Raw genomic sequence first — 24,944 nt, 5'->3', positions numbered from 1 at the left:
ACGAGACGAGCGGAGAACGGATACGCCATGACGCGCAAGCAGCGACGTATGACCATCATCGGCGGCTCGCTCGCCGTTCTCGCGCTCGCGGCCGCGCTGGTCCTCAATGCCTTGCGCGACTCCATCGTGTTCTTTTCGACCCCGACCATGGTGGCCGAAAAGCACGTCCAACCCGGCACCCGTTTTCGCCTGGGCGGCCTGGTGCAGCCGGGCTCGCTCCAGCGCGGCGACAATCTGGCGGTGACGTTTGAAGTTGCCGACGGCGGCGCCAAGTTGCCCGTTGCCTACAAGGGCATTCTGCCCGATCTGTTCCGCGAAGGGCAGGGCGTCGTCGCCGAAGGCGCGCTCGATGCCAACGGCGTGTTCAAGGCCGATACCGTGCTCGCCAAGCACGACGAGACCTACATGCCCAAGGACGTTGCCGATGCCCTGAAGAAGCAGGGACATTGGAAGGACGATTACGGCGCCCAGGCTTCCGACAAGGCGTCTGGTGGTGCCAAGCCTGCCGCCACGACGGCGCAGGGCAATTCGCAGGGAGCGATGCGGTGATTGCGGAAGCCGGACATTACGCGCTGGTGCTGGCGCTCGCGCTGGCGCTGATCCAGTCCTTCGTGCCTGTCATCGGCGCGCGCCTGCGCGATCCCGCCTTGATGAACGTGGCGCGTTCCACCGCGCTGGCGCAGCTCCTGTTCGTCGGGGCGTCGTTCATCGCGCTGGTGACGTTGCACGTGAACTCGGATTTCTCCGTCGCCAACGTCTACGAGAACTCGCACTCCATGAAGCCGTTGATCTACAAGATCACCGGGGTCTGGGGAAACCATGAAGGCTCGATGCTGCTGTGGGTGTCGATCCTGGCGCTGTTCGGCGGGCTCGTTGCGGCCTTCGGCAACAATCTGCCGCTGTCGCTGCGCGCGCATGTGCTGGCGGTCCAGGCCTGGATCGCGAGCGCCTTCTATCTCTTCATCCTGATCACCTCGAATCCGTTCCTGCGCATCGCCAATCCGCCGATCGAGGGGCGCGATCTCAATCCGGTGCTTCAGGACATCGGTCTCGCCGTGCATCCGCCGATGCTCTATCTCGGCTATGTCGGCTTCTCGATCTCGTTCTCCTTCGCGATCGCGGCCCTGATCGAGGGACGCATCGATGCGGCCTGGGCGCGCTGGGTGCGGCCGTGGACGCTGGTCGCCTGGATCTTCCTGACCCTCGGCATCGCGATGGGCTCCTACTGGGCCTATTACGAGCTCGGCTGGGGTGGCTGGTGGTTCTGGGACCCGGTCGAGAACGCCTCGCTGATGCCGTGGCTCGCCGGCACCGCGCTCTTGCATTCGGCGCTCGTGATGGAAAAGCGCAATGCGCTGAAGGTCTGGACCATTCTTCTGTCGATCCTGACCTTCTCGCTGTCGCTGCTCGGCACCTTCCTGGTGCGCTCGGGGGTCATCACCTCCGTGCATGCCTTCGCCAACGATCCGACCCGCGGCGTGTTCATCCTGCTGATCCTCTGCCTGTTCATCGGGGGCAGCCTGTCGCTGTTCGCGGGACGCGCGACCTCGTTGAAGCAGGGGGGGTTGTTCGCGCCGATTTCGCGCGAGGGCGCGCTGGTGCTGAACAATCTGCTGCTCACGGTGGCCTGCGCCGTCGTGCTGTTCGGCACGCTCTATCCGCTCGCGATGGAAGTGCTCGCCGACTTCAAGATGTCGGTAGGTGCTCCCTTCTACAATCTCACCTTCGTGCCGCTGTTCGCACTGCTGCTGCTTGCGGTGCCGTTCGGGCCGATGCTGGCGTGGAAGCGCGGCGACCTGCTCGGTGTGACCCAGCGCCTGCTTGCGGCGGGCGTCGCAGGCCTCGTCGTGATCGCCATCGTCTGGGCCTGGACGCGTGGCGGCAGTGCGCTGGCGCCGTTGGCGATCGGGCTTGGCATCTTCGTCATCGCCGGCGCCGTGACCGACATCGCCGAACGAACCGGCCTGTTTCGCCTGCCTTTCGCGACCACGCTGCACCGCGCCCGCGGCCTGCCTCGCTCGGCCTGGGGCACCGCGTTTGCGCATGCCGGTCTCGGTGTCGCGCTGATCGGGATCGTCTGCGAGACGACCTGGAACAGCGAATATATCGCGACGATGAAGCCGAACGACGTGGCGCAGGTCGCCGGCTATGATCTGAAGCTCGACGGCCTGCTCGAGCGGCAGGGGCCGAACTACCGCGAGATGATCGCGCAGTTCAACGTCAGCCGGGGCGGCGAAGCGCTCAGCGTGATGACGCCGTCGAAGCGCAGCTTTACCACGCGCGGCTCCTCGACCACCGAGGCCGCGCTGCTGACCCGCGGCGCGAGCCAGCTCTACATCTCGCTCGGTGACGTCACCGCCGAGGGCGGGATCGCCGTGCGCATCTACCACAAGCCGCTGGTGCTGATGATCTGGTGGGGGCCGGTGCTGATGGCGTTCGGCGGCATGCTGTCGCTGTCGGATCGTCGCTTGCGCGTCGGCGCGCCGAAGCCGGCGCGAGCCAAGCAGCGCCTGCAGCCGGCGGAGTGATCCGATGCGCCGCATGATGGCCGCGTTCGTCGCGCTGATGCTGCTGGCCGTGCCTGCGGTGCATGCCGTGCAGCCCGACGAGATCATGTCGGATCCGGCCAAGGAAGCGCGCGCGCGCGCATTGTCGCGCGAGCTGCGCTGCATGGTCTGCCAGAACCAGTCGATCGACGATTCCGATGCGCCGCTCGCGCGCGACCTGCGGCTCCTGGTGCGCGAGCGGATCGCGGCCGGCGACAGCAATTCGCAGGTGCTCGACTTCCTGGTCGCGCGCTACGGCGAATTCGTGCTGCTGAAGCCGCGCTTCGAGCGACAGACCATGCTGTTGTGGCTGCTCGCGCCGCTGCTGCTGATGGGTGGCGGCTTCGCGCTGTGGCGGCAGAATCGCCGGCGCACGCAGGACGGTGCAGATCTGCCGACGCCGCCGCTGACGCCGGACGAAGAGGCGAGGCTCGCGGCGTTGATGTCCGAAGATGCGAAGTCGTCCCAGCCCTAAGTAATGATACGTAGGATGTTGGGCGGAGCGCGTTTCATGCTCTGTTGACCTTTGTCTGGAAGCTTGTCGCGAGATTTGATTCTAGACTCTGGGTCTCCGAGCGATGTTCACGAACAGCAATTTGACGATCCGTTTTCTGGTCGGCGCCGTCGTCGCTGCATTATTGTTCCTGCTGGGCATTGGTGGCGGCACGGGTTTCGTCGCGGTGCTCTATCTCAACAACGAGATTACCAGCCTCTCGTCCGACGTCGCCGCGCTGAGCGGTCCTGCGCGCGACCACGCGATGCAGATCTACCAGCAGGCGCAGGCCGCGTTCTCCTGGTTCCTGGTCGCCTGCGGCGTGATCGCGGTCATCGCCGTCGCGATCTGCCTCACCACTTGGTTCGCCGTGCGCAACGGCATTCTCAATCCCCTGGCGGCGATCGTGCATGCCATGCGCGAGGTTGCCGACCAGAAATTCGAGACGCCGGTCCCGGGTCTCGGCGGCACCAACGAGATTGGGTTGCTCGCCGGTGCGCTGGAAGTGTTCAAGACCAACGGGATCGAGCGGCGCCGTCTCACCGAGCAGCAGTTGCACGAAGCGCAGCACCAGGCTGACCGTTCAAAATACCTCGATGACCGGATCAAGGGCTTCAACGGGCTCGTCGCCAGCGTGGTCGACAGCGTGGCGTCGTCGGCCGTGCACCTGAAGCGCAACGCCGAGACGCTGTCGCAGACCGCCAACGATACCAGCAGCAAGGCCAATGCCGTCGCTAGCGGCGCGAGCCAGGCCAGCGCCAGCGTGCAGACGGTTGCGGGCTCGGCCGAGGAGATGACGAACTCGATCGGCACGATCAGTCGCCGCGTCACGGACGCGACGCAGCGCGCCGAGGGCGCGGCGGCGCAAGCCGAGAAGAGCCGCGACACCATCCATACGCTGTCGGATGCCGCCGACAAGATCGGCGAGGTCGTCCAACTGGTGCAGGCGATCGCATCGCAGACCAATCTGCTGGCGCTGAACGCCACGATCGAGGCGGCGCGGGCTGGCGAATCCGGCAAGGGCTTTGCGGTGGTTGCTTCGGAAGTGAAGAGCCTTGCGCATCAGACCAGCAAGGCGACGGAGGAAATCACCGCGCATGTTGCCAGCATCCAGGGCATCACCGCGGAGACGCGCGGCGCGATCGACGCGATCTCGAAGACGCTGTCGGAGATTTCGTCGATCATGTCCGGCATCGAGGTCGACACCGCCCAGCAGCGCAATGCCACGCAGGACATCAGCCGCAGCGTCCAGGACGCCGCGCGCGGCACGCTCGACGTCTCCAACCACATCGTTCAGATCACCTCGACCTCGGCCGAGACCGGCCGCATGGCGGCTGAAGCCCGGGATTCCGCCGTCGATCTGTCGCAGCAGGCGGAGACCCTGAAGCGCGAAGTCGACGAATTCATCGCCAGCGTCAGGGCAAGTTGACGAAGGGCGGAGGGCGCTTTGGCCGATCTCGCCGGAATCCTTTTAAGCTCCTGTAAGAACGCGACTTTTGGCCTGCGCTAAACTGCCGCAGCACGGTCCCGCCTTCATTACAAAAGTTTAACCCCGCAGCCAGCGCGCGGTAAGGCTGAAGCCCCCATCTTCAGGTCCCTACGGTGCCGCCACTGGCACCCGAAGGATTTCAAGGCCCTGGAGACCTCTGCATGACCGACCGTCCCGATCTCACGAACCTTCCGTCCTACCGGCAGTCCCGCCGTTCGGTGTTTTCCGCCCGCAGGATCGCGCTGATGGCCTCGGTCGTCGCCGGCCTCGGCATCGCCGTCCACGGCTTCAGCCCGTCGACGTCGCCTGCGGATTTGTTCTCCAGCCCGGCGCACGCGCAGGTCAACAACGAGGTCAAGAAGGTCGATCGTCCGATCGGTTTCGCCGACATCGTCGAGCGCGTGAAGCCCTCGGTGATCTCGGTGAAGGTCAACATCAAGGAGAAGGCCACGAGCAACGACGACGGCGATGATTCCTCGCCATTCCAGCCGGGCTCGCCGATGGAACGCTTCTTCCGCCGCTTCGGCGGTCCGGATGGCATCCCCGGCCTCAGGGGCGGCGGTCGTGGCCGCGTCGTGCAGGGCCAGGGCTCCGGCTTCTTCATCTCGGCTGACGGCTTTGCGGTGACCAACAACCACGTGGTCGACGGCGCCGACAAGGTCGAGGTCACCACCGACGACGGCAAGACCTACAGCGCCAAGGTGATCGGCACCGACCAGCGCACCGACCTCGCCTTGATCAAGGTCGAGGGCGGCTCGAACTTCCCGTTCGCCAAGCTCGCGGACAGCAAGCCGCGGATCGGCGACTGGGTGCTCGCGGTCGGCAATCCCTTCGGCCTCGGCGGCACCGTGACTGCCGGCATCGTCTCGGCCAGCGGCCGCGACATCGGCAACGGCCCCTATGACGATTTCATCCAGATCGACGCGCCCGTGAACAAGGGCAATTCGGGCGGTCCGGCCTTCGACACCAACGGCGAAGTGATGGGCGTCAACACCGCGATCTACTCGCCCTCCGGCGGCAGCGTCGGTATTGCGTTCTCGATTCCAGCCAACACCGTCAAGAGCGTGGTCGCCCAGCTCAAGGACAAGGGCTCGGTCAGCCGCGGCTGGATCGGCGTTCAGATCCAGCCCGTCACGTCCGACATCGCCGACAGCCTGGGGATGAAGAAGGCCGAAGGCGCGCTGGTCGCGGAGCCGCAGAAGGACGGTCCGGCCGCGAAGGCCGGTATCGAGTCCGGCGACGTGATCACGGCCGTCAACGGCGATTCCGTCAAGGATGCGCGCGAACTCGCCCGCACCATCGGTGGCATGGCGCCCGGTGCGACCGTAAAGCTCGACGTGCTGCACAAGGGCCAGGACAAGGTCGTCAACCTCACCCTCGGCCAGCTGCCGAACACGGTCGAGGCCAAGGCCGACACTGATAACGGCAGCGGCAAGGGTGCGAGCAGGGGCACCGATGTGCCGAAGCTCGGCATGACCGTTGCGCCCGCCAACTCCGTGGCCGGCGCCGGCAAGGACGGCGTCGTGGTCACCGAAGTCGATCCGAAGAGCGCTGCGGCCGAACGCGGCTTCAAGGAAGGAGACGTGATCCTCGAAGTCGGCGGCAAGAGCGTGAGCACCGCCGGCGAAGTCCGCGACGCCATCAACACGGCGCGGTCCGACAACAAGAACAGCGTCCTGATGCGCGTGAAGAGCGGCGGCCAGTCGCGCTTCGTCGCGGTGCCCATCGCCAAGGGCTAGCTTCAGGAGGCCGTCGAGATGAAGAGTGTCGCCGGCATCGGTCGCCCCCGCCGCCGGCACTCTTCCGGGGAGCAGCGCAACGCTCGCTCCCCACACCTACCTTCCGGTGGAAACACGCCCCCCTCCGTCGGAAGGTCTAGGGCGGTGAGGTCCCCCCAGCTTCACCGCCCGCCTTTTTGCCTATCCACGTTCCGTTCGCTTGGCTTGCATGCGATTGCCGCTCGCGCCATGTTTAGAGAAGGTTGACCTCCTTGACCGCCGCTGAACGCACGATGCGCCTCCTCATCATCGAAGACGACCGCGAATCCGCCGACTATCTCGTGAAGGCGTTTCGCGAGGTCGGACACATTGCCGACCACGCCGGTGACGGCGAGGAAGGCCTCGCCATGGCCGAGAACGGCGATTACGACGTGCTCGTGGTCGATCGCATGCTCCCCAAGCGCGACGGTCTGTCGCTGATCGGCGCGCTGCGCGACACGGGCGATACGACACCGGTCTTGATTCTCTCCGCACTCGGGCAGGTTGACGACCGCATCAAGGGTCTGCGCGCCGGCGGCGACGACTACCTGCCGAAGCCTTATTCCTTTGCCGAGCTGCTGGCTCGCGTCGAGGTGCTGTCGCGCCGCCGCGGCGGTCCGGCGGAGGACACGCTCTATCGCGTCGGCGACCTCGAGCTCGACCGGCTCTCCCACCGCGTCGCCCGCGGCAAGGACGAGCTGACGTTGCAACCGCGCGAATTCCGCCTGCTCGAATATCTCATGAAGCATGCCGGCCAAGTGGTGACGCGCACCATGCTGCTGGAGAACGTCTGGGACTATCATTTCGATCCGCAAACCAACGTGATCGACGTGCACATTTCGCGGTTGCGCTCCAAGATCGACAAGGGATTTGAGCGGCCGCTGCTGCACACGATCCGCGGCGCCGGGTACATGATCCGTGACGGCATTCGGTAAACTCGTCCGCACCACGGCATTCCGGCTGACGCTGGTCTATCTGCTGCTGTTCGCGATGTTCGCGGCCTCGCTGCTCGGCTATTTCGCCTGGAATACGCGGCGGCTTATCACCGAGGAAATCACCCAGACGGTGAATGCCGAGACCTCGGAGATCAACGTGATCTATGATCGCCGCGGCTTGGTCGGCCTCGTGCGAACGATCGAGTACCGCGCGCTGCGGCCGGGCGCCAACCTCTATCTCGTGACGACGCCGACCGGGCAGGCGATCGCCGGCAATGTCGGCTCGCTGGCGCCGGGCGTGATGGGAACGACCGGCTGGTCGGAGACGGCCTATCGTCGGATCGAGGATGCCGACGATCGCGACCATCGCGCGCTGGTGCGCGTCACCCAGCTCGAAAACGGCTTCCGCCTCCTGATCGGCCGCGATCTTGCCGAGCGGCGGCGCTTGTTCAGCATCGTGGCCAAGGCCGCGCAATGGTCGATCCTGATCGTCGTCGTGCTCGGCCTCGGCGGCGGCGTCTTCGTCGCGCGCAGGGTGCTGACGCGCATCGATGCGATGTCCGGCACGGCGCATCGCATCATGACCGGCGATCTCAGCGAGCGCCTGCCGGTCGGCCGCAGCGGCGACGAGCTTGATCGCCTCGCCGAGAATCTCAACGCCATGCTGGAGCGGATCGAGGCGCTGATGTCGGGGCTGAAGGAGGTCTCCGACAACATCGCGCACGACCTCAAGACGCCGCTGACGCGCTTGCGCAATCGCGCCGAGGAGGCGCTGGCGAAATCGGGCTGCGAGGCCGATTATCGCACCGCGCTGGAGCGGACCATCGAGGAATCCGACGGGCTGATCCGCACCTTCAATGCGCTCTTGATGATCGCGCGCGCCGAATCCGGCCAGGCGCGCGGCAACATGGATGATTTCGACGCCGCCGACGTCGCGGTCGGCATTCACGAGCTGTACGAGCCGCTGGCCGAAGACGACGGCATGACCTTGAAGGTCAAGACCCAGGCGGCGCCCATTCACGGCAATCGCGAATTGATCAGCCAGGCGCTCGCCAATCTGGTCGAGAACGCGATCAAGTACGGCAAGCCGGACGCTCAGCCCCAGGGAACCGTGATCAGCATGGATGCCCGTCAGATCACGATCGAGGCGAAGCGCGAAGGCGATCAGGTGCTGCTCAGCGTCGCCGACCGCGGCCCCGGAATTCCCGAGGCCGACCGCAAGCACGTCGTCGAGCGATTCGTCCGGCTGGAGGCGAGCCGCACCATGCCGGGCTCCGGCCTTGGCCTCAGCCTCGCCTCCGCCGTCGCTACGTTGCATGGCGGTGAATTGCGCCTGGGCGACGCCCAGCCCGGTCTCGTTGCCACGCTGCTGCTGCCGGCGCGCGTGGGGGCCGGCGACAGGGTTGCTCCTGCAGTAGCGGATGTGCCACAGAAGGTGGCATGAACCACTCCGCGCCGGGAAACGCGGACAAGCATGGTGAGAGCCTGGTCGCGCGCTTCGCGGAAGCTCCCCATATTGCCGCTTCCATGTCAGACGAGCGACGTTTCGAAGGCTGGCTGGCCGAGCTCGAGCCGGCACAATCGACCCGTCTTGAAGCCTTGCTGGTCCATCCCTTTGCGCGGGAGATCCTGGCCGGGATCGCAGAATTCTCGCCTTATCTGTTCGATCTGGTGCGCGCCGATACGCTGCGCCTGATCCGGCTGCTCGAAAGCGAACCGGATACGCATCTCGCCGCGCTGATCGCGGAGGCGAGGGCCGCTGTGCTGGCGGCGCCCGACGAAGCCGAGGTGATGCGGCTGCTTCGCCGCATGAAGGCGGAAGCGGCGCTCCTGATCGCGCTGTGCGACATCGGCGGGGTTTGGCCGGTGATGCGGGTGACGGCTGCGCTGACCGATCTCGCGGTGTCCTCGGTGCAGGCGGCGCTCCAGTACCTGCTGCGACAGGAAGCCGCACGCGGCAAGATCGTGCCATCAGATCCAGAGGCGCCGGAGATCGGCTGCGGTCTGATCGTGCTCGCCATGGGCAAGATGGGTGCGGGCGAGCTGAACTACTCCAGCGACATCGATCTGATCGTGTTCTTCGATCCCGATGCCACGACGCTCGCACCCGAAATCGAGCCGCAGCCGTTCTTCGTCCGGGTAACGCAAGGCGTGGCGCGCATCCTCCAGCAGCGCACCTATGACGGCTACGTGTTCCGTGTCGACCTGAGGCTGCGTCCCGATCCGTCCTCGACGCAAGTGGCGATCTCGCGCGATGCCGCACTGAACTATTACGAGCGGGAAGGGCGCACCTGGGAGCGTGCGGCGATGATCAAGGCGCGCGCCTGCGCCGGCGATCCCAGAGCGGGTGAGGCGCTGCTCGCCGAAATCGCGCCCTTTGTCTGGCGCAAGCATCTCGATTTCGCCGCACTCGCCGACGTGCACGACATGAAGCGGCAGATGCAGACCTATCGCGGCCAGAGCGAGATCGCGGTCGAGGGCCACAACGTCAAGGTCGGTCGCGGCGGCATCCGCGAGATCGAATTCTTCGCGCAGACCCAGCAATTGATCGCCGGCGGCCGCCAACCGGAATTGCGCGTGCGACCGACGCTTGCCGCGCTGAACATCCTCGCTGCTCGCAACTGGATCACCTCATCGGCCCGCGACGAGCTGACCACGGCCTATGAATTCCTGCGCCGCGCCGAGCACCGTCTCCAGATGATTGCCGACGAGCAGACCCATGCGCTGCCTGAGGACAAGGAGGCGGTCGAACGCTTCGCCTGGTTCTTCGGCTATCAAAGCCGCGAGACGTTTGCGCGCGACTTGTTGCGTCAGCTCGAGATCGTCCAGGGACACTACGAAAAGCTGTTCGAAGGCGACGATCCGACCGGTACGGCAAGCTTGCCCGCGATCGACTATCGCGCAGGTCCCGACGATCCGCGCCTGCTCCAGCATCTGACGACGCTTGGCTTCAAGAAGCCAGCCGCCGTGGCGCAGACCATCCGCGACTGGCTCACCGGCGACTACCGCGTCTTCCGCAACGAGCAGACCCGCAATGCCTTCGTCGAGTTCGTGCCGGCTTTGATCGACGGTCTCGCGCATGCCGAGGAGCCGGACCGCGCCGTCGTGGCCTTCGACCATTTCCTCCAGGCGCTCCAGCGCGGCGGCCGACTGATCACGCTGCTCGGCCAGAACCGCGATCTCGTCGCGCTCGTTGCGCTCGTGCTCGGCGCCGCGCCCCGGCTCGGCGAGATGCTGGCGCGGCAGCCGCAGCTGATGGACGGCCTGATCGATCCGCGCTTCTTCGGCGCGATGCCCGACAAGCGGGAATTGTCGGCGCGGCTTGCGGTCACGGTGCAGGATGCCGGCTCCTACGAGGAATTTCTGGACCGGCTGCGCCTGTTCGGGCAGGAGAGCTTGTTCCTGATCGGCACGCGCATTCTTTCGGGCACCGTCTCGGCGCAGCAGGCCAGCACGGCCTTTGCCGACGTCGCCGAGGGCATCGTCCATACCGTGCACGGTCTCGTCGCCGATCGCTTTGCCGCTCAGCACGGGCGCATCAAAGGGCAGGAGACCGCCATCATCGCGATGGGGCGGCTCGGCAGCCGCGAGATGACCGCATCCTCCGACCTCGACCTGATCCTGCTCTATGATTTCGACAGCGACGATCCGGACTCCGACGGCCGGAAATCGCTCCAGGGCGCGCATTATTTCGCCCGCTTCACCCAGCGCCTGATCAGCGCGTTCACCACCCGCACCAATTACGGCGTGCTGTACGAGATCGACATGCGACTGCGACCTTCGGGGCGCGCGGGTCCGGTGGCGTCCAGCCTCGTCTCCTTCGCGGACTACCAGGCCAATGAAGCATGGACCTGGGAGCACATGGCGCTGACGCGCGCACGCGTGGTGTCGGCCTCGGGAGAATTCACCGCGCGGATCGAGCGCATCATCCGCGAGGTGCTGACCCGCCCGCGCGACCCTGCGACTACCGCCAACGACGTCGCCGACATGCGCCGTGCGATCGCGCAGGAGAAGGGCGAGACCGACCATTGGGACCTGAAATATGCCTCAGGCGGCATGGTCGACATCGATTTCATCGCGCAATATCTCCAGCTCGTCCATGCACACGACAAGCCCGACATTCTCGATGTCAGCACACTGCAGGTGCTGGAGAATGCCGCCAGGCTCGGCGTGCTGCCGCAATCGGAAGCCGAGATCCTCCGCGCCGCGGCGCGGCTCTATCACGATCTGACGCAGATCCTGCGGCTCTGCGTCAGCGACCGCTTCAAGCCGGAAACGGCGGGAACAGACCTTCAGCGCGTGATGGCGCGCGCCGGCGATGCGCCGGATTTCTCCTCGCTGGAGGCGCGCGTGAAGGAGACGCAAAGCGAGGTGCGGCGCGTGTTCAGTGCGCTTCTGGAAGGGAAGTCGTCTGCTTGAGCGAGGTGAGGGCTTCGAGCACGTTCGGTTCGAGGCCCGCGCCGCCGGCATCGAGATGCGCGAAGATCGCGCGCTTCATCCTGGGATCCCAGAACTTCCTGATGTGATCGGCGATCCCGGGCACGGCCTTGTCGTGGCCCTGGCTGCGGAAGAAGGTGCCGATCTGGTTTGCCATGTAGACGAGGCGGTCAGGCGACGACATCGATGATCTCCTGAGCACGACGAGCCGTGATGCGGCCCTGGTGTGTGAACACTTCAAACCCGTCGCTGCGGGCGATGGCAATCAGCGTGATACCGGCAGCCGCTGCGGTGCGGACCGCAAGCGCGGTGGGGGCGGAGACGGCGACCATCACGGGCGCGCCGATCGCGGCGGTCTTCTGCACCATTTCGACCGAGACGCGGCTCGTCAGCAGCACCAGGCCTGCGCTTGCGCTCGTCCGGCTGCGCGCCAGCGAGCCAGCGAGCTTGTCGAGCGCGTTATGGCGGCCGACGTCCTCGCGCAGGGCCACGATACCGTTCGAGGGGGACCAGAACGCCGCGGCGTGCACCGCGCGGGTCTGCATGTTGATCGATTGCAGCGGGGCGATCGCCTGCATCGCCGTCATGATCTGCTGCGGTGTGAAGGACTGGCCCGGCGGCACGATGGAAGCGGGCCGCACGGCTTCCGCGATCGAGTCGATGCCGCAAATGCCGCAACCGGTGGGGCCGGCAATGTGGCGGCGGCGCTCGCTGATGCGCGCAGCGTTGTCCTGCTCGAGCCACATGCGCAGCTCGATGCCGTCGTCGAGGCGGACCACGTCGAGCGACTTGATGTCGTCGACCGATGTGATGATGCCTTCGTCCAGGCTGAAGCCGACGGCGAAATCTTCCAGATTCTGCGGCGTCCCCATCATGACGGCGTAGGTGCCGCCATTATAGGTCAGCGCCAGCGGCGTCTCCTCGGGGATCAGCCGTGTGCCCTCGGACGCGACACCATCGCGCCAGATTTCCCGATCGATGGCCTGGACCGCCACGTGCATGCCGTTACTCCGCGGCCTCGGCCGGCGCAATGCGGCGGGAGTGCCGCGCCTGCTCGTCGTAGCTCTTCTGCCAGTCGGACGGGCCGTTCGAGGGCGAGATCTGCACGGCCGTCACCTTGTATTCGGGGCAGTTGGTCGCCCAGTCCGAATAGTCGGTCGTGATCACGTTGGCCTGCGTATCCGGATGGTGGAAGGTGGTGTAGACGACGCCAGGCGACACGCGGTCGGTGATTTCAGCGCGCAATGTGGTCTCGCCGGCGCGGCTGGCCAGCCGCACCCAGTCGCCGTCGCGCACGCCGCGCTGCTCGGCGTCGTGCGGATGGATCTCCAGCCGGTCCTCGGCATGCCAGACCACGTTGTCGGTGCGCCGCGTCTGCGCACCGACATTGTACTGGCTGAGGATGCGCCCCGTGGTGAGCAGCAGCGGGAAGCGGGGGCCTGTGCGCTCGTCGGTTGCGACATACTCGGTGACGATGAACTTGCCCTTGCCGCGCACGAAGCCGTCGATGTGCATCACCGGCGTGCCTTCCGGCGCCTTCTCGTTGCAGGGCCACTGCACCGAGCCGAGTTCGTCTAGCTTGGCGTAGGAAACGCCGGTGAAGGTCGGCGTCAGCGCCGCGATCTCGTCCATGATCTCGGAGGGGTGGCTGTAGTTCATCTCTAAGCCCATCGCCTTGGCGAGGGCAATGGTGACTTCCCAGTCGGCCATGCCGTTCTTCGGCGACATCACCTTGCGGACGCGCTGGATGCGGCGCTCGGCGTTGGTGAAGGTGCCGTCCTTCTCGAGGAAGCTCGAGCCGGGCAGGAAGACGTGGGCGTAGTTTGCGGTCTCGTTCAGGAAGAGGTCGTGGACGATGACGCATTCCATCGCCGATAGCGCCGCCACCACGTGCTTGGTGTTGGGGTCGGACTGGAGAATGTCCTCGCCCTGCACGTAGAGGCCCATGAACGTGCCTTCGATCGCGGCATCGAACATGTTGGGAATGCGCAGGCCCGGCTCCGGGTTGAGCTTGACGTTCCAGAGCGCCTCGAACTGGTCGCGCACGGCATCGCCAGAGATGTGGCGATAGCCGGGCAGCTCGTGCGGGAACGAGCCCATGTCGCAGGAGCCCTGCACGTTGTTCTGGCCACGCAGCGGGTTCACGCCGACGCCGGGACGGCCGATATTGCCGGTCGCCATCGCGAGGTTGGCGATCGCGATCACAGTGGTCGAGCCCTGGCTGTGCTCGGTGACGCCGAGCCCGTAGTAGATCGCGCCGTTGCCGCCGGTCGCATAGATGCGGGCGGCTTCACGCAACGTCTTCGGATCGACGCCGGTGAGGATGGCGGTGGCTTCCGGGCTGTGCTTCGCTTGCGCGACGAAAGTGGCCCATTCCTCGAACTCGCTCCAGTCGCAGCGTTCGCGCACGAAGGCTTCGTTGACGAGGCCTTCGGTGACGATGACATGCGCCAGCGCGGTCACGACCGCGACGTTGGTGCCGGGCATCAAGGGCAGGTGCAGCGCCTTCACGTGCGGCGATTCCACCATCTCGGTGCGGCGCGGATCGATCACGATCAGTTTTGCACCCTGGCGCAGCCGCTTCTTGAGGCGCGAAGCAAACACGGGATGAGCGGAAGCCGGATTGGCGCCGATGATGACGGCGACATCGGTGTCCTCGACCGAGTCGAAATCCTGGGTGCCGGCCGAGGTGCCGAAGGTCTGCGACAGGCCATAGCCGGTCGGCGAGTGGCAGACGCGGGCGCAGGTGTCGACGTTGTTGTTGCCGAAGCCGGCGCGGATCAGCTTCTGCACCAGATAGGTTTCTTCATTGGTGCAGCGGGACGAGGTGATGCCGCCGATGGCATCGCGGCCGTACTTGTCCTGGATGCCGCGCATCTTGGCGGCGGCGAACGAGAACGCCTCATCCCAGGACACTTCCTTCCAGGGATCCTCGATCCGCTCGCGGATCATCGGATTGAGGATGCGTTCCTTGTGGTTGGTGTAGCCCCAGGCGAAGCGGCCCTTGACGCAGGAATGGCCGCGATTGGCCTTGCCGTCCTTGTACGGCACCATGCGCACGACTTCCTCGCCGCGCATTTCCGCCTTGAAGGCGCAGCCGACGCCGCAATAGGCGCAGGTGGTGACGACGGAATGCTCGGGCTGGCCGATCTCGATCACGGACTTTTCCGTCAGCGTCGCGGTCGGGCAGGCCTGCACGCAGGCGCCGCAGGAGACGCATTCGGAGCCGAGAAAACTCTCGCTCATGCCGGGCGAGACGCGGCTGTCGAAGCCGCGGCCGGAGATGGTCAGCGCGAAGGTGCCTTGCACCTCCTCGCAGGCGCGGACGCAGCGCGAGCAGACGATGCACTTGGAGGGATCGTAGGTGAAGTAGGGGTTGGACTCGTCCTTCGGCATCCAGGCGGCGTTGACCTCGCCGTTGGACTTTGCGAACACGTGGTTCTCGCCATCATAGCCATAGCGCACTTCGCGCAGGCCCACGGCGCCGGCCATGTCCTGCAGCTCGCAATCGCCGTTGGCACCGCAGGTGAGGCAGTCGAGCGGATGGTCGGAGATGTAGAGCTCCATCACGCCCTTGCGCAGCTGCTTCAGCCGCTCGCTCTGGGTGTGGACGACGAGGCCGTTCATCACGGGCGTGGTGCAGGAGGCCGGCGTGCCGGCGCGGCCCTCGATCTCGACGACGCAGAGCCGGCAGGAGCCGAACGCGTCGACCATGTCGGTCGCGCAGAGCTTCGGGATCTGGTGGCCTGCATCCATCGCGGCGCGCATGATCGAGGTGCCCTCGGGCACCGTAACCTCGTTGCCGTCGATGGTCAGCGTGACCATCGTTGATGATTTGGAGCGCGGCGTGCCGAAGTCGATCTCTTCGATCAGAGACATTGTCGTTCTCCTATTCCGCGGCCTGAAGCGTGGTCGGGATGGGTGCGAAGTCCTCCCGGAAGTGCTTCAATGCGCTGAGCACGGGGTAGGGCGTGAAGCCGCCGAGTGCGCAGAGCGAGCCGAATTTCATGGTGTTGCAGAGGTCTTCGACGAGCGCGAGGTTTTCGCTGACGCGCTCGCCACGGATGATCTTCTCGATGGTCTCGACGCCGCGGGTCGAGCCGATCCGGCAGGGCGTGCACTTGCCGCAGGACTCGACGGCACAGAACTCCATGGCGAAACGCGCCTGCTTGCGCATGTCGACGCTGTCGTCGAACACGACGATGCCGCCATGGCCGATCAGGCCGTCGCGTGCGGCGAACGCCTCGTAGTCGAACGGCGTGTCGAACAGCGCGCGGGGGAAGTAGGCGCCGAGCGGGCCGCCGACCTGCACGGCGCGAACCGGGCGGCCGGTGAAGGTGCCGCCGCCGATGTCGTCGACGAGCTCGCCCAGCGTCACGCCGAACGCGGTCTCGAACAGGCCGCCCTGGCGGATGTTGCCGGCGAGCTGGATCGGCATCGTACCGCGCGAGCGACCCATGCCGAAATCCGCATAGGCCTTGGCGCCTTCGGCGAGGATGAAGGGGATCGCGGCGAACGACAGCACGTTGTTGATGACGGTCGGCTTGCCGAATAGGCCGTGATGCGCGGGCAGCGGCGGCTTGGCACGCACCAGGCCACGGCGGCCTTCGAGGCTCTCCAGCAGCGAGGTCTCTTCGCCGCAGACATAGGCGCCGGCGCCGACGCGCACCTCCATGTCGAAGCTGTGGGTCGAGCCCCCGATCTTGTCGCCGAGATAGCCGCCGCGCCGCGCCGCGACGATGGCTGCATTCATCGCCTCGACCGCATGCGGATATTCGCTGCGGATGTAGATGTAACCCTTGGTGGCGCCGACGGTGATGCCTGATGTCGTCATGCCCTCGATGACGAGGAAGGGATCGCCTTCCATGATCATGCGGTCGGCGAAGGTGCCGCTGTCGCCTTCGTCCGCGTTACAGACGATGAATTTGCGGTCCGCCTTGGCCTGCGCCACCGTCTTCCACTTGATGCCGGTCGGGAAGCCCGCGCCGCCGCGGCCGCGCAGGCCCGAGGCGGTCACTTCGTTGAGGATCGCGTCCGGGCCGAGCGAGAGCGCGCGCTCGAGGCCCCTGTAGCCGCCGTGGGCGCGGTAGTCCTCGAGCGAGCGCGGGTCAATCACGCCGCAGCGGGAGAACGTCAGGCGGGTCTGGCGCTTGAGCCAGGAAATTTCGTCGGCGATGCCGAGCCGCAACGCGTGCGGGCCGTTGCTCGCCATCGACTCGAATACGGAGGCGACGTCTTCCGCGCTGACCGGGCCATAGGCGAACCGGCCCTTCGGCGTCGCGACCTCGACCATCGGCTCCAGCCAGCAGAGCCCGCGCGAGCCGGTCCTGACGATCTCGACGGGCAGGCCGCGCTTGGCCGCAACCTGCTCGAACGCAACGGCAACCTCGTCGGCGCCGACGGCAACCGCGGCGGCGTCGCGAGGAACGAAGATCTTCATGTTCATCGCTGCGCCTCCGCGACCAGCGCGTCGATGCGCTTCTCGTCCAGCCGGCCAATGAGGCGGCCGTCGAGCATTGCGGACGGCGCGGTCGCGCACAGCCCGAGGCAGTAGATCGGCTCCAGCGTGACGCGATCGTCCGCAGTGGTATGGCCGAGCGACACGCCGAGCTTGGCTTCGGCGCGCGCCGCCAGCGCATCGCCGCCGGCAGCCTGGCAGGCTTCCGCGCGGCACAGCTTCAGCACGTGGCGGCCGGCCGGCTTGTGGCGGAAATCATGATAGAAGGTGAAGACGCCATGGACTTCGGCGCGCGACAGATTCAGCGCCTGCGCCACCATGGGAATTGCGGCCTCCGGCACATAGCCGAACGCCTCCTGGAGCGCGTGCAGAATCACCAGCGTCGCGCCTTCCTGGCTGGCGTGTTCGGCGATGATCTCCGCCCCGCGCGTGTCGTTCCAAGGCTCGTAACAAGGCTCAAAAACCGCTGTCATTCTTCGTTCTCAAATTGAGCGTCCCTTGCGCGCAAACTATTTGGAATCATTCGAAGATCAATAAAGCTGTCTCATGCTGCGATTGCGAATTCAGATCGATTTGAAAGCGCAATCGATCGATACGATCAGGTAATGAAACTTGTATCGGCTGCCGGTTTTTGCGTGTTGGTGCAGGCCCGCCGTGATAGCTTGCATGCCACGACGGTGACCAAGGGGACGGACGGTTGATCGACAAGCTTGAACTGCTGCTGGCGCTGGCCAAGGAACGGCATTTTGGACGGGCGGCAGAGGCCTGCGGCGTCACCCAGCCGACCATGTCGACCGGGCTCAAGCAGCTCGAGGAGATCCTCGGCGTAATGCTGGTGCAGCGCGGATCGCGCTTCCAGGGTTTCACCCCCGAGGGCGAGCGGGCGCTGGACTGGGCGCGGCGCATCGTCGGCGATGCGCGCGCGATGCGCGACGAGATCAACGGACTGAAGCATCAGCTCTCCGGCGAGATCCGCATCGCGGCGATTCCGACCGTGCTCGGCATGGTCGCCTCGCTGACGACGCCGTTCCGCGCGCGGCATCCCGAGGTGCGTTTCAGCATCCGCTCGACGACCTCATCGGAGGTGCTGGGGCTGCTCGAGAATCTCGAGGTCGATGCCGGGCTGACCTATATCGAGAACGAGCCGATCGGGAAGGTGCGCACCATTCCGCTCTACAACGAGAGCTATCGCCTGCTCACCGCGCCCGATGGCATGTTCGGAGATCGCGAGACGGTGACCTGGAAGGAGGTCGGGCAGGTGCCGCTGTGCCTGCTGACTCCGGATATGCAGAACCGCCGCATCATCGACCGCGCGCTGCGCTCGGTCGGCGCGGAGGCGACGCCGACACTGACCTCGAACTCGCTGCTGGTGCTGTTCACCCACGTCAAGACCGGGCGGTGGGCGAGCGTGATGCCGGCCAAGCTCGCCGAGACGCTCGGCCTGTCCGACAAGGTGCGTTCGATCCCGATCACCGATCCGGAGGTCAATTACAGCATTGGCCTCGTAATTCCGCAGCGCGATCCGATGACGCCGCTGATCGCGGCGCTGGTCAACGTCGCACGCGAAGTGGCGCCGACGCTGCAATCGTAGGATTCAAGCCGCCGCCGATATTCCTGACGCCGCCTTGATGGCGTCGCGCGGCAGCGTCACGCGGACGACGGTGCCGACTTCAAGCCTCGAGCGCAGCTTCATCGAGCCGCCGTGGAGCTGCGCCAGCGAGCGGGCGATCGCAAGCCCGAGGCCGGAGCCGTGATAGGTCTTGGTGAGCTGGCTCTCGACCTGCTCGAACGGACGCCCGAGCCGCGCCAGCGAATGCGGCGCGATGCCGATGCCGGTGTCGGCGATCATCAGCACGACCTTGTCCTCGAACTGCCGGCTGCGCACCACGATGCGTCCGCCGTCGGGCGTGAACTTCACGGCGTTGGACAGCAGGTTGACGATGATCTGCTTGGTGGCGCGGCGGTCGGCGACGACCGAGATCGACTTCTCGACATCGGCATCCAGCGTCAGGTTCTTGTCCTGGGCCCGGCTGGAGACGACGCGCAGGGATTCCGCGAGCGTCTGTCCGAGGTCGAGCTCTTCCATGTCGAGCTTCATCCGGCCTGCCTCGATCTTGGACATGTCGAGGATGTCGTTGATGACCTCGAGCAGATAATGCCCGCTGGTCAGGATGTCGTGGCAGTATTCCTGGTACTTCTCCGAGCCGAGCTCGCCGAACATGCCCGAGCCCATGATCTCCGAGAAGCCGATGATGGCGTTGAGCGGCGTGCGCAGCTCGTGGCTCATATTGGCGAGGAATTTCGACTTGGTCTGGTTGGCTTCCTCGGCGCGGGTCTTCTCGCGCTGATACTTCTCGGCAAGATCGGCGAGCTCGATGGTCTGGCGTTCCAGCGCCGCCTGCGAGCGCTTGAGGTCGATGACCGTCGCGCGTAGCCGCAGGTCGTTGTCGACCAGCTTCTGCTCGTGCTCCTTGATGCGGGTGATGTCGGTGCCGACGGAGACGTAGCCGCCGTCCTTGGTGCGGCGCTCGCTGATGTGCAGCCAGCTGCCGTCGTCGAGCTGGGCCTCGAAGGTGCGGGCGCCTGGGCCTTGGGCGCCGGTCTCGTTGTGACGGGTGCGGACTTCCGGCATGCGGCCGACTTCCAGCACGGTCTCGTAGGAGGTACCGGGGATCACGGCTGTGTCGGGCAGCTTGTGCAGGCGCTGGAAGTGCGAGTTGCAGAGCACCAGGCGGTCGCTGGCGTCCCACAGCACGAAGGCTTCCGGAATGGTCTCGATGGCGTCGCGGAGGCGAAGGTCGGCTTCCACGGTGCGCTCGGCAAGGCTCTTCTGCTCGGTGATGTCGACCGCGATGCCGATCAGGTGCATGCCGGAATCGCTGGCGCCGCGGGTCCGCTCGCAGCGGACGCGCAGCCAGATCCAGTGACCGTCGACGTGCTGCATGCGGAAGGTCTGGTCGATGTGATCGATCGTCTCGGAGATCAGCTGGTCGGCGATCTCGAACAGGTCGATGTCGTCGGACTTCACCAGCGCGTTGACCTCGCCGAAGGTGAGGAGTTCGTTGCGGCCGTCGAGGCCCAGCATCGAGAACATCGATTGCGACCAGAAGATCCGTCCGCGCGACAGGTCCCAGTCCCACAGGCCGCAGCGGCCGCGGTTGAGCGCGGTGTCGATCCGGCCGCGCACGGCGTCGTTGATGAGGTCGCCTTCCCGGGCGCGGGTCGATTGCCAATGGAAGGCGAAGCCGAGGATCAGGACGACGAAGCCCGTGGTGGCCGACAGCGTCACCGACAGCGCGGCGTCAGAGCCCCAGATAGGCTCGTTGCGCTCCTGGATCACGGTGACGAGGCCGGGCAGCGACTTGATCGGCCGCGAGGTCGCCATCGCGGCATTCCCGTTCGGCAGCGTCATGTGGGAGACGCCATGATCGCGCGGCGGCGCGGCGAGCAGCTGTGCGGTGGTGATCGCGTCCAGCAGGCGATCATTGCCAGGCGGATCGTTGTCGATCGGGATGCGGGCGAGGATACGGCCGTTGACGCCGGCCGAGGTGACGACGACGTGTCGGCCCGGCACTCTGGCCCGGGACGGGATCATGTCGGGCAACAGCGTCGGCAGGTTCTCGATGTTCTTCAGCCGCTCCGCGCGCACCGAGGTGACGCGGTCGATCCGCTCGGCGAGCAGTTCGGCGAGGGCCGAGATGTCGTTCTGGATCACCACGCGCTTCTGGCGCGTCTGGTCGACGACCTGGACGAATGCACCGAGGCAAATCGTGATGAGGAAGGCGATGATGAGCGTCGGCACGGCGCGTCGCAACGCCGGCTCCGCGATCAGGAGCCGATGATAGGCAGGTTTCGCGATCGATTGCGCCAATCCCTTGATCGAATCGGATTGGACGCATGCGTTCGCGGCGTCTGCACGCGCCATGCCTTCGGCCCCCTGAAAACCTGCTTGCTACTCGGTTCGAAAGCAGCCCCACATCGCTCTCGAATCACAGCGATTTGAATCCAGTTTTCGCAGGCTGTCGAGAGTCAACGAAACGTTAACGCGAAATAATTCTTATCCAACGAAGAGTCTGCGCGCTTCGACTCCGCAAACTCACGTGCATCTGGAGTCCGAAACGAGAACGTGTGACTCCTCGCACCTTGCGCGTCACGTGCGGGGCGGTTCGGCGTGACTGATGACGCGCTTCACGCTCGGGAACGCGCGACGCAGCCGACGCTCGATCGCGTCGACATGCTCGTGCACCCTGATCACGCTCATCGACGGCGTGGCGCGGCAGTGGAAGTTGACGATCTCGCCGGCGTCGGTGTTGCGCACGCGCACATTATGGATGTCGTGGATCTCCCCGCCCGCGGCGTACTCGGTGAGCGCCGCCGCGATGGTCTGCACACGTTCCGGCGCGGCGTCGACCCCGAACGGCAGTTCCGGTTCCAGCGGTTCGATATGGACATCGACCTCGACGTCCTCGCCGAACTCCTCCTGGATGTTCCGCTCCAGCGTGTTGGCGACGTCATGGGCGGCCTCGAGCTGCATGTCGGCGTCGACCTCGAGGTCGATGCTGACGATCAGCTTGGCGCCCAGGTTCTGCGCCGTGCCCAAATCGTGCACCGTGACATGGTGGATGGCGAGGCCGGAATTGCGCGCGATCACCATGATGCGGTCGCGCACGGTTTCGTTGTTGCGGGCGACGGGGACGGCGGTGAAGGAGAGATCGGCATCGCCGAACGCCTTGCTGACGGCAGCTTCGGCGTTGCGCTTGATGGCTTCGACGCGGTCGATCGGGTAGGTTCGCGGCACGTTGACGATGCTGTCGATGAACGTGGTCGCCCCGACCATGCGCACGCGCAGGCGCTCGACGTCGATCACGCCGGGCACGCCGCGGATCGCGGCGGTGGCCTTTTCCTGCGCGCCCTCCGGCGCGCGGTCGACCAGCGTCTGCACCGTGGAGCTTGCCATCCGCAGGCCGAGAGCCGCGATCATCACGGCCACCGCGCTGGCCGCGGCCGCGTCACCCCACCAGAAGCCGAAGGCAGCGAGAATCAGGCCCGCGATCACGGCACACGAGCCCATGACGTCGGAGGCGAAATGGAGTGCGTCGGCGGCGAGCGCCTCGCTTCGGGTCTCGCGGGCGGCGCGGTGCAGCGCGCGGGCGCGCCAGAGATTGACGACGATGTCGATCACCAGCACCACGAACGGCACGGCCGAAATCGTCGGCGGTGGGGTTCCCTCGCGCAGCCGGCTATAGGCCTCGACCAGGATGCCGCCCGCGAGCACGTAGAGCATCGCGGTGACGCCGAGTGCGGAGATGCTCTCCAGCTTGCCGTGACCGTAATGATGCTCGTCGTCGGCCGGCCTGTCGGAGACCCGCACTACCGCCCAGGTGATGATGGTCGCGACCAGGTCGATCGAGGAATGCAGCGCCTCGGAGATCAGCGCCAGCGATCCGATCGCGATCCCGACCACGAATTTGGCCGCCGCCATGCCGCCGCTGGCGAGGATCGAGATGGCCGCGACCGATGTCTTGTCGTGTTGTCCGCTCATGGCGGGGGATTTAGCAGGGCGACCGTGAACATCAAGCGACCATCCACAGAACTAGTCGCGAGTGAGTTGCAGGAGCGGATGCCTTTCACCACCGTCATTCCGGGGCGCCGAAGGCGAACCCGGAATCTCGAGATTCTCAGGTGCGCAACTGCGCATAGTTCGGCTCTTTGAGCCGCCCCCGGAAGGACGGCGGTCGTCACAGCGTCACCACGATCTTCCCCAGATGCTTGTTCGCCTCCATGTGCTCGAACGCCTGGTCGATCTGGTCGAGCGGATAGACCTTGTCGATCGGCAGCTGGAGTTTTCGCGATTCCACCGCGCCCCAGATGTCCTTCCTGACCTCCTCGAAGATCTCGCGGACCTCCTCGATGGTGCGGGTACGGAAGGTGACCCCGATATAGCTGATGCGGCGGGCGGCATGGAGGTCGAAGTTGAAGTCGGCATGGGTGCCGCCGAGCCGGCCGACATTGACGATGCGGCCAAGGACTTTCGTCGCCGCGAGGTTCTGGTTGGCGACCTTGCCGGAGACCTGGTCGACGATGAGATCGACGCCTTCGCCGTTCGTCGCCTTCAGCACCTCGTCGACCCATTTGGGATCGGAGGAGTCGACCGATAGGTCGGCGCCATACTCCTTCAGCCGGCCGCGGCGATAGGCGTCGGTCGAGGACCCGATCACGAGTCTCGCGCCCTTGAGTTTTGCAATCTGCATCGCCATCAGGCCGACGCCGGAGCTGGCGCCCTGGACCAGCACGGCCTGGCCGGGCTTCACGCCGCCGACGGTGACGACGGCGTTGTGCATGGTCGCGAGCGCGACGGGCAGGGTGGCGGCCTCCTCGAAGTTCATGTTCGAGGGGGCGCGGAACAGCCGGCCGTGATCGGCGAGCGTATACTCCGCGAAGGCCGCGCCGCCCGACCCCATGATGCGATCGCCGACCTTGACGCCCTTCGCGTCAGGTCCGAGCTCGGCGACTTCGCCGGCCCATTCCATGCCGAGCACGGTGCCGGCACCACCGGCCGCGCCGTGCGCGTGGCCCTTGCGCATGCCGGTGTCGGCGCGATTGAGGCCGCAGGCGCGGACCTTGACGAGGACCTGCGTGCCTTTCGGCTTTGGTTGAGCGACGTCGGAAATCCGAGCGCCTTCAGGACCGTAGACGTAAGCCTTCATGAATTGCTCTCGCTTCTTGCAGTGATTATTCCGCGGCCTGCGCGCTTGGTTGAACGATCATGCCTTCGAGCCGGCTGCGAATGATGGCCTCGGCTTCGCGCACGATGCGGGAGATGAGCTCGCCGCAGCTCGGGATGTCCTGGATCAGGCCCTGCACCTGGCCGGCCGACCAGATGCCTTCGTCCGAATTGCCTGTGGCATAGACCATCTTGCCGCGGGCGCCGGCGACGAGCTCGCGGATGTCCTCGAACTTGGCGCCTTCCTTCTCCATCGCGACGACCTTGGTCGAGATCTCGTTCCTGGCGACGCGCGAGGTGTTGCGCATGGTGCGGAAGATCAGCTCGGTCTCGCGCTCGTCATTGGCGACGATCTTCTCCTTGATGAGCTGGTGGATCGGGCTCTCCTTGGTCGCCATGAAACGGGTGCCCATGTTGATGCCTTCGGCCCCGAGCGCCAGCGCCGCGACGAGGCCGCGGGCGTCGGCAAAGCCGCCGGAGGCGATCATCGGGATCTTGACCTTGTTGGCGGCGGCCGGGATCAGGATCAGGCCTGGGGTGTCGTCCTCGCCGGGGTGGCCGGCGCATTCGAAGCCGTCGATCGAGATGGCGTCGACGCCCATCCGCTCGGCCGACAGCGCGTGGCGGACGCTGGTGCATTTGTGCACGACCTTGACGCCGTGCTTCCTGAACTCGTCGACGTGCTCCTGCGGCTTGTTGCCCGCGGTCTCGACCACCTTGATGCCGGCTTCGATGATGGCGGCACGGTATTCGGCATAAGGCGGCGGCTTGATTGCGGGCAGGATGGTGAGGTTGACGCCGAACGGCTTCTCGGTGAGGTCGCGGCAGCGCGCGATCTCCTTGGTGAGGTCCTCCGGCGTCGGCTGGGTCAGCGCCGTGATGAAGCCGAGCGCGCCGGCGTTGGCGACGGCCGCGACCAGCTCGGCCCGCCCGACCCATTGCATCCCGCCCTGGACGATCGGGTGCTCGACGCCGACGAGCTTGGTGAACCGTGTCTGCAACATCGCTGTTTCCCCCGCCTGCGTTTCAGGCTCTGTTATCGGTTGATGGGCGGAGGATGCCGCCGGGGTCAGGAAATGTCTATTGCGCCGCCGTGCGGTGCGGG

18 protein-coding genes are annotated in these 24,944 nt (G+C 65.9%); 9 read left to right on the top strand and 9 right to left on the bottom strand.

The features are described from left to right. The first annotated feature begins 27 nt into the window (after positions 1-27). The 8 genes from ccmE (at position 28) to XH90_RS23805 (ending at position 11,639) form a co-directional block, all read left to right on the top strand. Positions 28-549, top strand: coding sequence for a cytochrome c maturation protein CcmE (ccmE, locus tag XH90_RS23840; protein ID WP_194476757.1), 522 nt, complete (start codon positions 28-30; stop codon positions 547-549). Beyond that, complete coding sequence (locus XH90_RS23835) at positions 546-2,528, top strand: heme lyase CcmF/NrfE family subunit (protein ID WP_194476756.1); 1,983 nt, start codon at positions 546-548, stop codon at positions 2,526-2,528. The genes ccmE and XH90_RS23835 overlap by 4 nt, the downstream gene beginning before the upstream one ends. A 4-nt stretch (positions 2,529-2,532) precedes the next feature. Beyond that, entirely contained in the window at positions 2,533-3,021 is a 489-nt protein-coding gene (locus tag XH90_RS23830; RefSeq protein ID WP_194476755.1) for a cytochrome c-type biogenesis protein, read from the top strand. A gap of 103 nt (positions 3,022-3,124) precedes the next feature. Next, complete coding sequence (locus tag XH90_RS23825; RefSeq protein ID WP_194476754.1) at positions 3,125-4,468, top strand: methyl-accepting chemotaxis protein; 1,344 nt, start codon at positions 3,125-3,127, stop codon at positions 4,466-4,468. A 221-nt stretch (positions 4,469-4,689) separates the two neighbouring features. After that, positions 4,690-6,267 carry a Do family serine endopeptidase gene (locus XH90_RS23820; protein ID WP_194476753.1) on the top strand — a complete coding sequence of 526 codons (1,578 nt, stop codon included), beginning with the start codon at positions 4,690-4,692 and terminating at the stop codon, positions 6,265-6,267. 272 nt (positions 6,268-6,539) lie between these two features. After that, the gene (locus tag XH90_RS23815; RefSeq protein ID WP_194476752.1) at positions 6,540-7,220 is read left to right on the top strand and encodes a response regulator transcription factor; all 681 of its coding nucleotides are present in this window, start codon (positions 6,540-6,542) and stop codon (positions 7,218-7,220) included. After that, positions 7,204-8,664, top strand: coding sequence for an ATP-binding protein (locus XH90_RS23810; RefSeq protein ID WP_194476751.1), 1,461 nt, complete (start codon positions 7,204-7,206; stop codon positions 8,662-8,664). The genes XH90_RS23815 and XH90_RS23810 overlap by 17 nt, the downstream gene beginning before the upstream one ends. Continuing rightward, positions 8,661-11,639 carry a bifunctional [glutamine synthetase] adenylyltransferase/[glutamine synthetase]-adenylyl-L-tyrosine phosphorylase gene (locus tag XH90_RS23805; RefSeq protein ID WP_194476750.1) on the top strand — a complete coding sequence of 993 codons (2,979 nt, stop codon included), beginning with the start codon at positions 8,661-8,663 and terminating at the stop codon, positions 11,637-11,639. The genes XH90_RS23810 and XH90_RS23805 overlap by 4 nt, the downstream gene beginning before the upstream one ends. Here the strand turns inward: XH90_RS23805 and XH90_RS23800 are convergent. From XH90_RS23800 to XH90_RS23780, 5 genes are read right to left on the bottom strand one after another with little or no spacing between them, the layout of a single operon-like run. Further along, on the bottom strand, positions 11,605-11,841 hold the full coding sequence (locus tag XH90_RS23800) for a formate dehydrogenase subunit delta (RefSeq protein WP_194476749.1): 237 nt from the start codon (positions 11,839-11,841) through the stop codon (positions 11,605-11,607). The genes XH90_RS23805 and XH90_RS23800 overlap by 35 nt on opposite strands. Then, positions 11,828-12,658: a formate dehydrogenase accessory sulfurtransferase FdhD gene (fdhD, locus tag XH90_RS23795; RefSeq protein ID WP_194476748.1), complete on the bottom strand. Its 831-nt coding sequence runs from the start codon at positions 12,656-12,658 to the stop codon at positions 11,828-11,830. The genes XH90_RS23800 and fdhD overlap by 14 nt, the downstream gene beginning before the upstream one ends. Before the next feature lie 4 nt (positions 12,659-12,662). After that, positions 12,663-15,536, bottom strand: a complete 2,874-nt coding sequence (fdhF, locus tag XH90_RS23790; protein WP_194476747.1) for a formate dehydrogenase subunit alpha — start codon at positions 15,534-15,536, stop codon at positions 12,663-12,665. Positions 15,537-15,546: 10 nt separating this feature from the next. Further along, on the bottom strand, positions 15,547-17,103 hold the full coding sequence (locus XH90_RS23785; protein ID WP_194476746.1) for an NADH-quinone oxidoreductase subunit NuoF: 1,557 nt from the start codon (positions 17,101-17,103) through the stop codon (positions 15,547-15,549). Further along, on the bottom strand, positions 17,100-17,588 hold the full coding sequence (locus tag XH90_RS23780) for a formate dehydrogenase subunit gamma (protein WP_194476745.1): 489 nt from the start codon (positions 17,586-17,588) through the stop codon (positions 17,100-17,102). Before XH90_RS23780 ends, XH90_RS23785 begins: the two co-directional genes overlap by 4 nt. 224 nt (positions 17,589-17,812) lie before the next feature. On the opposite strand from XH90_RS23780, the gene XH90_RS23775 reads away from it, so the two are divergent. Further along, complete coding sequence (locus XH90_RS23775; protein WP_194476744.1) at positions 17,813-18,706, top strand: LysR family transcriptional regulator; 894 nt, start codon at positions 17,813-17,815, stop codon at positions 18,704-18,706. A gap of 3 nt (positions 18,707-18,709) precedes the next feature. On the opposite strand, the gene XH90_RS23770 is transcribed toward XH90_RS23775, so the two are convergent. The 4 genes from XH90_RS23770 to XH90_RS23755 form a co-directional block, all read right to left on the bottom strand. Further along, positions 18,710-21,040, bottom strand: a complete 2,331-nt coding sequence (locus XH90_RS23770) for a PAS domain-containing sensor histidine kinase (protein ID WP_194476743.1) — start codon at positions 21,038-21,040, stop codon at positions 18,710-18,712. 225 nt (positions 21,041-21,265) lie between these two features. Next, positions 21,266-22,657 carry a cation-efflux pump gene (locus XH90_RS23765; RefSeq protein ID WP_194476742.1) on the bottom strand — a complete coding sequence of 464 codons (1,392 nt, stop codon included), beginning with the start codon at positions 22,655-22,657 and terminating at the stop codon, positions 21,266-21,268. A gap of 196 nt (positions 22,658-22,853) precedes the next feature. Beyond that, complete coding sequence (locus XH90_RS23760; RefSeq protein ID WP_194476741.1) at positions 22,854-23,822, bottom strand: zinc-binding dehydrogenase; 969 nt, start codon at positions 23,820-23,822, stop codon at positions 22,854-22,856. Positions 23,823-23,847: 25 nt separating this feature from the next. Beyond that, positions 23,848-24,843 (bottom strand): nitronate monooxygenase family protein, encoded by a 996-nt coding sequence (locus XH90_RS23755; protein WP_194476740.1) that lies wholly within the window; start codon positions 24,841-24,843, stop codon positions 23,848-23,850. Positions 24,844-24,944 lie beyond the last annotated feature (101 nt).

The sequence above is a fragment of the Bradyrhizobium sp. CCBAU 53338 genome (genome assembly GCF_015291665.1).
Taxonomy (GTDB): Bacteria; Pseudomonadota; Alphaproteobacteria; order Rhizobiales; family Xanthobacteraceae; genus Bradyrhizobium.
This window is presented reverse-complemented; position numbering and strand designations above follow the sequence as displayed.